Origin of the sequence: Nostoc sp. DedQUE05 (assembly GCF_034530955.1) — a bacterium.
Lineage (GTDB): Bacteria > Cyanobacteriota > Cyanobacteriia > Cyanobacteriales > Nostocaceae > Nostoc.
In genome coordinates, this window is the sequence record NZ_JAVRCB010000006.1 from 114,738 (window position 1) to 126,773 (window position 12,036).

14 protein-coding genes are annotated in these 12,036 nt (G+C 40.4%); 8 read left to right on the forward strand and 6 right to left on the reverse strand.

The features are described from left to right. Positions 1-197: 197 nt before the first annotated feature. Complete coding sequence (locus RMZ42_RS06425; RefSeq protein WP_322670615.1) at positions 198-572, reverse strand: XRE family transcriptional regulator; 375 nt, start codon at positions 570-572, stop codon at positions 198-200. 283 nt (positions 573-855) lie between these two features. On the opposite strand from RMZ42_RS06425, the gene RMZ42_RS06430 reads away from it, so the two are divergent. The 3 genes from RMZ42_RS06430 to RMZ42_RS06440 are packed head-to-tail and all read left to right on the forward strand — an operon-like array spanning position 856 to position 3,867. Continuing rightward, entirely contained in the window at positions 856-1,749 is an 894-nt protein-coding gene (locus RMZ42_RS06430; protein WP_322670616.1) for a helix-turn-helix domain-containing protein, read from the forward strand. Further along, positions 1,746-3,101, forward strand: coding sequence for a replicative DNA helicase (gene dnaB / locus RMZ42_RS06435; protein WP_322670617.1), 1,356 nt, complete (start codon positions 1,746-1,748; stop codon positions 3,099-3,101). Before RMZ42_RS06430 ends, dnaB begins: the two co-directional genes overlap by 4 nt. After that, positions 3,064-3,867, forward strand: a complete 804-nt coding sequence (locus RMZ42_RS06440) for a hypothetical protein (protein ID WP_322670618.1) — start codon at positions 3,064-3,066, stop codon at positions 3,865-3,867. The genes dnaB and RMZ42_RS06440 overlap by 38 nt, the downstream gene beginning before the upstream one ends. Before the next feature lie 183 nt (positions 3,868-4,050). Here RMZ42_RS06440 and RMZ42_RS06445 read toward each other — a convergent pair whose 3' ends face one another. The 4 genes from RMZ42_RS06445 to RMZ42_RS06460 all read right to left on the reverse strand — a co-directional run bounded on the left by RMZ42_RS06445 (position 4,051) and on the right by RMZ42_RS06460 (position 5,857). Then, the gene (locus RMZ42_RS06445; RefSeq protein WP_416211798.1) at positions 4,051-4,260 is read right to left on the reverse strand and encodes a transposase; all 210 of its coding nucleotides are present in this window, start codon (positions 4,258-4,260) and stop codon (positions 4,051-4,053) included. Positions 4,261-4,412: 152 nt separating this feature from the next. Beyond that, the gene (locus tag RMZ42_RS06450; protein ID WP_322670619.1) at positions 4,413-4,739 is read right to left on the reverse strand and encodes a transposase; all 327 of its coding nucleotides are present in this window, start codon (positions 4,737-4,739) and stop codon (positions 4,413-4,415) included. Between the two features lie 60 nt (positions 4,740-4,799). Next, on the reverse strand, positions 4,800-5,225 hold the full coding sequence (locus tag RMZ42_RS06455; RefSeq protein WP_322670620.1) for a helix-turn-helix domain-containing protein: 426 nt from the start codon (positions 5,223-5,225) through the stop codon (positions 4,800-4,802). Between the two features lie 359 nt (positions 5,226-5,584). Next, positions 5,585-5,857 (reverse strand): tetratricopeptide repeat protein, encoded by a 273-nt coding sequence (locus RMZ42_RS06460; RefSeq protein ID WP_322670621.1) that lies wholly within the window; start codon positions 5,855-5,857, stop codon positions 5,585-5,587. 68 nt (positions 5,858-5,925) lie between these two features. Here RMZ42_RS06460 and RMZ42_RS06465 point away from each other — a divergent pair, with 68 nt between their 5' ends. From RMZ42_RS06465 to RMZ42_RS06480, 4 genes are all read left to right on the forward strand, one after another. Further along, positions 5,926-6,225, forward strand: a complete 300-nt coding sequence (locus RMZ42_RS06465) for an HNH endonuclease signature motif containing protein (RefSeq protein WP_190957983.1) — start codon at positions 5,926-5,928, stop codon at positions 6,223-6,225. A 295-nt stretch (positions 6,226-6,520) separates the two neighbouring features. Continuing rightward, on the forward strand, positions 6,521-7,198 hold the full coding sequence (locus tag RMZ42_RS06470; protein WP_322670622.1) for a sigma-70 family RNA polymerase sigma factor: 678 nt from the start codon (positions 6,521-6,523) through the stop codon (positions 7,196-7,198). 40 nt (positions 7,199-7,238) lie between these two features. Next, on the forward strand, positions 7,239-8,168 hold the full coding sequence (locus RMZ42_RS06475; RefSeq protein WP_322670623.1) for a DUF1822 family protein: 930 nt from the start codon (positions 7,239-7,241) through the stop codon (positions 8,166-8,168). A 69-nt stretch (positions 8,169-8,237) separates the two neighbouring features. Next, positions 8,238-10,976, forward strand: coding sequence for a tetratricopeptide repeat protein (locus RMZ42_RS06480; protein ID WP_322670624.1), 2,739 nt, complete (start codon positions 8,238-8,240; stop codon positions 10,974-10,976). A gap of 48 nt (positions 10,977-11,024) precedes the next feature. Here the strand turns inward: RMZ42_RS06480 and RMZ42_RS06485 are convergent, their stop codons facing one another. Then, on the reverse strand, positions 11,025-11,195 hold the full coding sequence (locus tag RMZ42_RS06485) for a hypothetical protein (protein WP_322670625.1): 171 nt from the start codon (positions 11,193-11,195) through the stop codon (positions 11,025-11,027). Positions 11,196-11,533: 338 nt separating this feature from the next. On the opposite strand from RMZ42_RS06485, the gene RMZ42_RS06490 reads away from it, so the two are divergent. Next, positions 11,534-11,962, forward strand: coding sequence for a hypothetical protein (locus RMZ42_RS06490; protein WP_322670626.1), 429 nt, complete (start codon positions 11,534-11,536; stop codon positions 11,960-11,962). Positions 11,963-12,036 lie beyond the last annotated feature (74 nt).

The following is a 12,036-nucleotide window of genomic DNA, read 5'->3' on the forward strand; positions in this document are numbered from 1 at the left end:
TTTGTTAGTATACGTAATCTATTGTTAGCAAATAGTTAGCTATTGGCTAACCCTAATCCATCCGTGAGAGGTTAAGGTAATTGCACTAATATCTGGGATGTTGTAGGAAAACGCAGTAATTCTCATAATGAGAATTGCTGGATATTTGCAACTTGGTGGATAATTACTCTTAGTTAAATTCTATTGCGAACGGTGAGTTATAAAGTTTTAAGGAACTGCACTGATTCTGTAGCCTCACGGCTGTTATTCACAAAAATATCAGCAATTAGTCGTAAAACTTCAGCTTGTTCTTCTGGAGGTGCTTCAGCAATCAGCGATCGCAGGCTAATTCCTGGCCTCTGACCAAATAACTCAGATAAATACCACACCCTAGCTTCTACCGGAATAGCCAAAAGTAGCGCTATTAGTTTTGATGCTCCTAGATCCGCCTTCCCGCGACGAAAGCGGGATAACATTACTTCTGACACTTTAGCCTGTTCAGCAGTTTTCTTCGCTTCCAAATTGAAGCGATTCATCATCTCATCGAATAACTGCTGATAACTTTGTGTTTTTTCTGATACAAAACTTTGCATTGCTTTGCTAATTATACTTAAGTTTAACGGTTATACTATTTGATGTTTGATTAAACGACAACGATGATGTATACCCTAATCTTACCAAACTCTTGCTAGGAGTGCTTTTTCCCAGACATATCTTTAATCTTCACATTACTAGCATAGCCATCAAATAAATACCTTGTTGCGATTGAATATAAAAATTCGTTGACTAAGTGTTAATGATGGACACCTAAAAAATTAGTCTCTATCCCAACGGATCGAGGTTAAATTTTATCTTTTCATTTGTATTAGCAAAATTGTGACACAACCAAATTCAAAAATTCAGGGACGTTTCTATCCACTTAAGCATGAAGAATGGCTGAAAGCCTGCCGTGAACTCACACCAGCACAGAGGGATGTCCTATACTACATCCGAACCATTGACCCTTATAACCAAGGGATTGACATCAATGCCGCTGAGGTAGCTCGTCAGCTGTCAGCACCAGAGCGGATAGTCCACAGGCAAACTGTAAGCCGCGCTCTTAAGGAATTAGACGCAAAGGGATTCATTGATCTAGAGTTATTGCAAGTCAGAACCAAGGTGAAACCAAAGGGATTATGGTGCAATGACACACCCGAATTTATTGAAGACACCGATGGTGTAATGATGCACCCAAGGTGTGATGACGCACCATTGGTGTGTGAAGACACCGATGGTGTGATGATGCACCCAAGGTGTGATGACGCACCGAGCGCGATCGCCACGCACCACGCTGGATCACCACGCACCACGATGGATCATGACGCACCATGCGCGATCGCCACGCACCATGCAGAGGCTGAAAGCCTTGTGGAGATAGAATTTCAAAACTCTAAGATTAATAAGACTTATTTAGACTTTATAAAGACTCTCTCAGAAGACGAGCGAGCGAATTTTTGGAAATTTTGTGAGGAAAAAACCAAAAATCTTAGCCAGCCAGTGAATGACATTGAGGCTTGGTTAGCTCACAAGAACAAAGCCGGAAGAAATCGCTGGGAGGTTTATTACGAAAAATATCTGGCATCAATTCAGGTACAAGCCAAAAAAACTGAAACAAAAAATGCTCGAGATGAATTCCGCCGAGAACTTGAAGAACGGCAACGACAGGCTAAAAGAGCTTGGGAAGAGTCGCAAAGGCAAAATCTCGCTGAGAATACTGGCGGTGACACATGATTGATAAATTGCCACCCCAAAACATTGAAGCGGAAGAGGCGATTTTAGGCGGTATCATGCTTGACCCAGAAGCAATCGGTAGGGTGAGCGATCGCTTAATTCCCGAAGCCTTTTACATTAGCGCCCATAAAGATATCTATCAAGCCGTCCAGCGCCTTCATTACTCTGGTAAACCCACTGATTTACTCACAGTTACAGCTTGGCTTACTGACCACGATTTACTAGTCCGTATCGGCGGGAGAAATAAATTAGCAACTCTGGTAGACCGCACAGTGTCAGCTGTCAACATTGACGCTTTAGCCGAGTTGGTAATGGAGAAATTCGCGCGTAGACAGTTAATCAAGGCTGGAAATGAAATTGTACATCTGGGTTACGAGACAGAAACTGAGTTATCACAAATCCTTGACCAATCACAACAGAAAGTTTTTCAATTATCTAATCAAACCCTATCTTCAAACACTGAACATAACAGCACAATTAACGTTGCTGCTTACGAGGATTTAAATTCAGGAAACCCCATTTACCATACAGGACTTCATGAACTCGATAATTTGATGGTGGGATTTGAAAGCGGCACACTCACCATAGTTGCGGGTAGGCCATCAATGGGGAAGTCCCAAATTGCGCTGTTTCTTGCGCTCCAAATGATACTACTCCACAATCTACCTGTGGTCATCTTTTCCTTGGAGATGACAAAGAAACAATTGGAGTACAGGCTGTGGAGTTTAATTAGTATTACCAACGCCTATAAGCATTTAGAGTTAACGCCATTAAAAAGCGATCGCATCCGCAGACATCGCTCAGGTAATAAACCCCTAGCAGACTGGGAATTTACAAGCATTGCCAAAATCGTCGGTGTTGCTTCAGAACTACCGCTTTATATGAATGACTCAAGAGGTATTACCGTTTCACAAATTGCTTCCGAATGCCGTCAAATTAAGGCTAAAGAGGGAAAACTTGGGTTAGTTGTCGTTGATTACCTGCAAATGATGGCAGAGGATTCTGGGGGCAACCGGAGTTATGAACTAGGTGACGTGGCACGGGGACTTTACAAAATGGCTGGAGAAATAGAAGTTCCTGTGTTGGCACTTTCTCAAATTTCTAGGGGAGTTGAGGGCAGACAGAATAAGCGCCCAATGATGAGCGACCTTAGCCAATCGGGAATTTTAGAAATGGTGGCAGACAATATTATTCTTGCTTACCGGGATGAGTACTACAACCCAGACAGTACAGACCAAGGAATATTAGAGCTAATCATGGCTAAAGCACGGCACGGTGAAACAGGCACAGCAACGGTATTTTTTGACAAATCCTATGGAATTATCCAGAATTTGCGCTCCGGAAATATCTGAGTCCTCAAACTCCTGTCGAAACCATCCGCCTCCTGTATCGGAACTTTTACTGGGGGGTATTGATAATAGCCCTAGTAAAAACTCTGAACAAATAGAGATATCCCCCAGTAAAGACAACCCTAGTAAAAAGCCTGGACAAATAGAGATATCCCCAAGTATTGATAGCCCTAGTAAAAAGCGCAGAAATTGGGGTGAGGGTAACGGCACTATTCATTGGCGCACCATTACTAGGGGTCGAAAGGACTACCCCCAGGCTTACTATCATTGGCAGGAAAAAGGTAGAAAGAAGACCAAGTACATTCCCAAGCATTTACTGGGGGATATTCAAGAAGCAGAGTTCAAAAAGCGCCCAATTAGAGAAATTTTGACATTACTGGGTGTTGTGCCTAGCCCTAGTAAAAACACATTACTGGGGGATATGGAAAACAGCCCTAGTAACAATGGCGAACAGTCAGAAATACCCCCCAGTAAAAATAGCCCTAGTAACGATGTCGAGCAGTCGGAAATACCCCCCAGTAAAGATAGCCCTAGTAAAACTAGACGACACAAAGGATTGGGTAGTGGCTCCATTCAGTGGAAAACCATCACCCTTCATGGCAAAGATTATCCCCAAGCTTGGTATCACTATGAGTTTTGGAAGGATGGCGATCGCCTGGTTAAAAAGTGCAAATATATCCCAAAACGACTATTAGAGAGAATAGAGAAGCTAGAAGCAGATAAAGCCCCAGTTAGACATATTTTGTCAGTATTGCGAGTAAAATTCTAAAAAACCTCATCCTCACAATAGCCGCGCAAATCGCAAATACCATGTAAGTCTACTACAGGTTTAAGTAAGTCGGGGAAAAAATTTACAGGTATGTAACAAATAGTTAAGCAGAAGAATGAGAGTTAAATTTGATACGTTGTACGTTGTAGTTTCCTTTTTGTCCTCTGGTTTGAACTCCATCAATCACAGCATAAGGCTTGCGTCTAATTCATCCTCAAAACTTTTCGAGGCTAGTTCATCTTTTTTGAGATGTTGCCACTCCAATTCAATTGGATTCATTTCTGAACAATATTTAGGTAAAAAGAAGATGTATAAACCCATCTCTTCCCACTTTGACCATAGTTGCTGAACTTCACGGCATCGATGTATCGGCCCGTTGTCCTGAACGATGATGTCACTTAAAGGATAAGATGACCGCTTTTAAAGGATAAAGTGGCCGCCCCAATCAAGCTGGAATCTTTATTTTTCCGTTCTATACAATTTGCGGCGAACGCATTTAAACTTCTTGAATACCCTTCCCTACTGAGTTCTGCTGTGCGGCCACCTTATCCTTTAAAAACGGCCACTTTATCCTTTAAGTGACAGATGACTCTGATGCGTCCTGATTTTTGGGCAACTGATGCTTCAAGTTCCATCATCTGGATATAAGATTTGCGTGAAACACCACCAATCACTAGCCCATAAACAAAACTAATTAGGGGTTGAAGAAACCCAATAATACTTAATCGTCTACCCCGGCGTTTACTCTGCTCTAAACGTTTTTGTTGACCTCGAAAGTAGTAGCTGTAACTGGGTTCACTCCAAGCACAAAACCCTGATTCGTCCACATACTTTAAATCAATTTCGCCGGCAGCAGCAGACAATTCTAACATCTCTAAGTCTGCCTGTTTGATACGTTGTAATACGGGGTCTTGTTTACCTCTATGACAATTTCAAAGTTCGTTTCCAAATGATCCCCTTTTTTTAAGTACCCGTCTCAAGTGGTCGGGACTTAAATTGAGCGATCGCTGTTGTTCTAATTTTTGGGCTAGTTGAAAACTATTGTATGTGCGTGGTTCTTGTTCTAGACACTGTTCTAAAAATCTCATATCAGTTTCAGTCCACTTAGGTTTTCTTCCACGCCCTGGCTTAGACCAAAGCCCTTCTATACCTAGCTTTTGCCACTTATGTAATACTTCCCGTACTGTTTGTGCAGTCCAATTGAAGTGAGCCGCTATCTTCTCTACATACCAACCATGTGCGCTCAACCTGACTACTTCTGCTCGGTCTTTCACTTTTTGGGGTACATCTGCCGTTCTCAGATTGAAAAGAGTTTTATCTTGTTGCAGAGTGAGAAATACCCTTAAACGGCTACCCATACCTTTGTTACCGTGCTTGATACATCAACTTTATTTACTTATCTTCACACAGTTTGGTTTTTTTATGTCGTTCTACTTACATACAATAATGATTATTATTTTGAGAGAATCTCATGTCACCTGTAAATTCAACTACCAACAAGCCACTGAATCTGTTTCAACGTCCCTGTCGTCTACGTTAGACTGCGACGCTGCGGCGGATGGTGGGGGAAACTACTCTGACTAAATCTAACGCTGCCTGCCAAGCATTTTCTGAATTAGAAAGATGCTTGTGGACTAAAGAAAGAAATAAATCGAAATTACCTCTAAGTTTCTCAATAAAGGCGAGGCGATCGCTTTCGGAGCTAAAAGCAAATATGTTACGAATAATCTTGTCGATTAATTTGACTTGCTTGGATGCAATGAAATAAGGATGACTCTGGATCGTTAGTAGCAGCTAATAAAGTTGCGAGATTATTTAGGCTAAATGCAACATCAGGATGCTCATCTCCCAACAAGCGTTTCTTTCTCATTGCCAAAGTTTCTACATACTTCTGTTGTGCTTCTTGATAGCGCCCCAGCCAAAAGTATAACTCTCCCAGATTATTCAGGCTAATAGCGATTTGTGGGGAGTTTGGTGTGGGCGATCGCATAGCATCTCCGTAGGAGAATCGCTTGATTTTGGTATGCTAAGACCGAGGGTTTAAGAAGTTCTTTGAAAATGCCAATAGTCCGACAAAGATACCCAAGCAACTGGAACGAAATTTCTTTTGCAGTCAGAGAAGCTGCTCTCTGGAGATGTCAGCATTGCGATCGCCTTTGTTTTCGTCCTGGAGAAAAACCTAAAACTCTGACTCGCTCGGAATGGACGATGGCAACTCTCACAGTCCATCACGCAGATTTTGCTCCTGAGAATAACAACTTTGACAACTTGATTGCTTTGTGCGCTCCTTGCCATTTGGCGCTGCACGCTAGAACTAAACGTTCAAACGTCTCCCCAGGACAGCTATCACTATGGTGAATATTTCCAAAGGGGATCTGTAAAGTTGTTTAAAAACTGGAGATTTTGGGACTACGTGTGAATCGTTAGAGGATTAAATTGAGTCATCGCAGCATAGATTATGCTTTCGCTAGTTCCTCATATTCCTTAATCAACGCGGAGACTTTTATGTGACGCAGGATGTGTGGGTAGTTGCACATCTTGGATACCAGAATGTGGTTTGTAACCTTATGTAACAACTAACTGCTTTTGCGTAAAGTCCAAAGGCAAGGGAAGATACCAGAATAGACATTCCCTACTGGAGCGATCGCGTGAGATGACGAATGATTTCCAACACAGAGACGACGCTCTCAACCAGGAACTACAGCAGCTAGTTAATGAAGCAAAGCGATATCCGGCTGACAGTGAGAATGCAACTGACAGAGCAAAACGACGGATAGCTTTAAATAAGCTAATCAATGCTATTAGGTGTGCTGGGAGATTGAGCCAGCAAACTCAGTGGTTGGGATTACCTAACTATGAAGACTATTATAATGAAGCATTGCAACATACCTTCATAGAAATTTGCCGTCATATTGAACAATATAATCCACAATATCCAGTGATGGCATGGGTAAATCAAATTTTCCGCAGACGATTTTATGATGTGGTGAAAAAAGACCAGAAAAGAGGGATAACTCTGCTTCCCAAAAATCAGGAAAATACTCAAGTGCTGTCTTTAGACGAACTCAACAAAGATTTACCTGTAGAGAATGAAATATCTGAGCAAGAGCAGCTAAAAGAAATTATTGAGAATGACCCAGAGGATTTTTTAAATAATGAGTATATTAAGGAACATCCCCAAGCTAGTTTAAAAGCTATTCTGTTGCTGGTATTAGAAGGTAAGCAGTGGAAGGAAATTTCTGAAGAATTAGGTGTACCAATTTCGACAGCTTCTAGCTTTTATCAGCGGCGAATGCATAAAATAATTACTTATTTAAAGAAATATATATAGAAACTGATTAACTTACTATTCAAATTTAGGAGAATTTCGGATGAATAGCATTACTAAGCAACTAACTTTTAGCGTGACTCTATCTATAGAAGCTCATGCAATCGCTCAAGAATATAGCAATAACATTTCTAACACTCTCAAGCGTCAACAGGTTTATCTGAATACTTTGGCTGTGTATGCTGTAGATAATTATCTCCAGTGTATGGGATTTGAGACTGATTGGCTCTCTAGTGATAGCCGCGAACGTTTAGCAATTCAATTGATGAATGTAGCTGATTTAGAAGTTAAAAACTTAGGGAAATTAGAATGTCGTCCAGTTTTACCAAAAGCAGAAGTATGTGAGATACCGCCAGAGGTTCGCTCAGATAGATTGGGTTATGTAGCTGTGCAATTTAACTCTTCCCTTAAAGAGGCTACAATTTTAGGTTTTACAACCGAAGTTAAGGCTGAATTTCCTCTGAATCAGTTGCAATCTTTAGAGGATTTTTTGCTTTATCTTAGCGAACTGGAAGTAGCTAAATCTCCACAGCAAAAAGAATCATTAAGCTTGGTGAAAATTGGACAATGGTTGGACGGATTTGTAGATGCAGGTTGGCAAACTATTGAGCATCTGTTAAATCCTCAACAATTGGGATTGGCTTTTAAGAGTGCTGTGAGCATGACACGAGGTCAAAAAATTGATTTAGGGATGCAACTTGAGCAAATTTCTGTGGCGTTAGTGGTGAAAATTGCTGAGGGAAGTAAGGGTGAAGTTGATATTTTAACCCAAGTATATCCTATTGGACACAATGTTTTACCTCAAGGAGTGAAATTAAATATTCATGATGAATCAGGGGAAAGTGTTTTAGAAGTGATATCTAGAGAAGAAGATAACTGGATTCAATTAGAGTTTAGTGCTGAGTTGGGGGAAAAGTTTGAAATTATGGTGGCTTATGGTGAGTCGCGGCAAACAAGAGAATTTGAAGTTTAATAATAACCTCTTTGCGTCTTTGCGCCTTTGCGTGAGATTCATACACTCTCTGTTCACAAGTCTTGCAATATGAATAAAACTATTGTCCTGATTGCTTCCTTACTTTTCCTACCCTTCCCCACCTTTGCTGTTGAAACATCCTCTGATACTGTTTCCCAAGCAGCAGTTGAGACTTCTGCATGTAAAATCAAAGCAGAAAATGGAGAAACTGGAGAATATTCAGATAAACAACTGGAAAGCCTCGCTAACAGAATCACGGTTAGAGTCATTGGTGACAATAACGGCGGTTCGGGAACTCTACTAGCTAAAAAAGGCAATACCTACCTAGTTATTACTAACTCTCATGTAGTTCGAGAAGTTAACAGCATTAATCTACAAACATCTGATGGTAAAACCTATTCTGCACAAATTGTTCCTAACACTAATTTTGATAAATTTGATTTAGCCTTATCACAATTTAAATCAAATCAAAATTATTGTGTACCTAAAGAAATTACTACATCAGTTCCCGACACTGAGACACCAGTTATGGCGGCGGGATATTCTTCTGAAAAAGGAGAGATAGTATTTCGCAAAGGTACTGTGCAACAAATTGCATCTAGACCACTAAAGGAAGGATATCAGATTGGTTACACCAGCAATATTGAACAAGGAATGAGTGGGGGTGTAATTCTCAACTCTCACGGAGAACTAATTGGGATAAATGGTAGAAGCGCTTATCCGATTTTAAACACAGGTTATGTGTATCCTGATGGTTCCCGTCCCACAGAATCAGAAATTAAGCAAATGCGAAAATTCAGTTGGGGAATACCTATCTCAACTTTTTTAGCGCAGGTGAATACAGAAATATTGACCGCCTATTCTCTACCAGTACCGAATACTCCTGATGAACAATCGCAACCAGTATTGACAGGATGGTTAAAGGATTTAGAACAAAAAGCTAAAAAGATTACTGTCAGAATTGATAGCAGCAGTAAGGCGAATGGTTCGGGGGTAATTATTGCTAAGGATGGGGACACTTACACAGTATTAACAGCAACGCATGTTGTTTGTGAAAGAAAAGAAGCAAAACAGCCATGTGGTGATTATAAATATCAAATACTTGCACCTGATGGCAAACCATACCCTGTAAATAAAAGCACTATTAAAACAGAAGAAGGTGTGGATTTAGCGATAGTTAAATTTACGGCTACTAATCTTGATTATAAAGATAATGTAGCCACACTAGCAAATTATATTCCTAATACTGGTAACTATATGTTTACTGCTGGGTATCCCAAACTAGGGAACAACTTACCTTGGCGGTTCACAATGGGGAGAATTTTTGATAAAGAACAGGGGTTAATTCAATCTAAGCAATCAGATTTTCAAAGCGATAATTCTGGCAAATTACAAACTGCGAGTTCCTTAACCGGAGGATATGAGTTAGTTTACACCAGCATCACCTATGGTGGGATGAGTGGCGGCCCTGTATTAGACTCGCAAGGACGAGTCATTGGTATTCATGGACGTGCAGAAGCAGAACAAGAAAAAATACAGCTAGGCTATAGTTTGGGAATTCCAATTAGTACTTTTTTAGGAATAGTAACGCGACTTGGTATACAAGCACAAAAAGAAGTAGAAACTGATCCTGCACCGCAACTAAATGCACAACAAGTCAAGGCTATTCAAGAAGCAATATTATCAACTGATGTCTCTAAAGGAAATACAACAGCTCGTCAATGGCTAGAAAGGGGAAATCAACTGTGGCGGTTGGATCGGTATAAAGAAGCAGTTCAAGCATTTGATGCAGCGATTCAGCAAAGCCCCGATTTTGTTTATTTAGCTTATTATAGCAAGGGTTTGGCATTAGGTTGGAGTAGGAAAGAGCAAGAAGCCATAGCTGCTTTAGAACAAGCAGTAAAACTCGAAGATCAATTTGTTGATGCTTGGCAAACACTAAGTTTATATTACAGAGAATTAAAGCAACTAGATAAAGCATTAGTAGCAATAGACACAGCGATTAAAATTCAGTCACAAAACCCAAATCAGACAAAAAACCCAATCCTATATAACAATAAGGTAACGGTGTTAAGGGAATTAAAACGTTATAGAGAAGCAGAAGCAGCAATCAATGAGGCAATTGACCTCAATCCCCGTGCTGCATTCTTTTCTAATAGGGGTGTTCTTTACCAAGATCAGAAAAAATGGGATTTAGCTCTTGATGATTTCAGCAAAGCCATCACGATTAATCCTCAGTATACTACTGCTTACAACTTGAGGGGGGGTCTTTACGAAACCCAGGGTAAATGGAATTTAGCTCTAGATGATTACACTAAAGCCATTACGATTAATCCTCAAGATGCTACTGTTTACAACTTGAGGGGGAATCTTTACAAAAAATACAAAAAATGGGATTTAGCTCTTGATGATTACACTAAAGCTATTGCGATTAATCCTCAGGATGCTACTGCTTACTACAATCGCGGCCTTCTTTATAAACAGCAGAAAAAATGGGATTTAGCTCTTGATGATTTCAGCAAAGCCATTGCAATTAATCCTCAGGATGCTACTGCTTACTACAATCGTGGCAATGTTTACTATGAGCAGAAAAAATGGGATTTAGCTCTAGATGATTACAATAAAGCCATTGCAATTAATCCGACTTATGCTGAAGCTTACGCACTTCGAGGAGTGCTTCACGGGATGATAGGCGACAAACAAACAGCTATTCAAGATTATCAGCGAGCAGCCCAACACTTCCAAGCTCAAGGAAATATTGCTAGTTATGAAGTGATTATGAATGCTTTAAAAGAGTTACAAAAATAAGTATTAGGTACTGGATACTTGAGGCTGGAGTTCAACCTCTATCCACAATCATTTATTAGCATTTCGCTCAAGTTCTGCAATAATCTGCTCTACTTCCTGATATCTCGAATCTTTTCTTTCTTCAAAAATACGCGCAGCCTTCCTATATGTCTGAATAGCCGTTTGCAAATCTCCCTTTCCCAAAGCTTGACGAGCTTCATCCATTAATAACTCTGACAATTTTTTCCGCTCAGGGGAGACAGTTGACGAATTGATAGGATTTCTGTCTGTTTGGCTATTCTTCACTATTGATAACTTAGTCAAAAAGATTATTAGACTTCTTGCAGAAGTCGGGAAAAGGGGAAAGATTTTGTCTTTTCCCCTTTCCCTTTAACCTTTTCCCAACTCTTGCAAAATTGCTTTTTGCAAGAGGTCTATTGTCCAATTCACACAAACAGTAAAGTTTTGTAACTAACTTTTTTACCTGCGTAAAAATACTGGATGGGTGCAGAAACACTAATAGAAGCAATCAAAAAGGTTGCATCACCCACAAAAAGATTTTTACAAAGGTCAAAATTATGTTGAAAAGAATGGTAGCATCCCTGCTAGCTTCCGTTGGTCTATTAAGCTTGAATGCTCCCGCCACATTAGCAAAACCAGCCGTTAATTTTGCAGCCCACGAAACCTTTTATCCATCAAGTTGCACTATTGCAATTAAGGGAGAAAAATATGGTTGTGACTATACAGTTATGGGAGCTTTCAGCGATGCTAGCGCCAACCTCAAACTATGCTCTAAACGCTATTGCTTAATCCTGATGCTGAGTCCTACCCAAGTTGCTAATGTAGCAGATGGCGAAGATTTCTACGTGCGTCAAATGGCTTGGCAAAGAGGTAGTACAGTTAGCGAGCAATGGGATGTATCTATGCAATGTGGTTTCAAATCAGATGCGATGGGATGTATAGGAGAATTGGAGAATGGTAGCGCGATCGCCATTTACGTAGAGTAAAGTTTTGTGACAAACTCTGCCATTTGCGTAAAATGTTTCCAAGCAAATCGAACTCAGAATAGAGGTTTTATGCG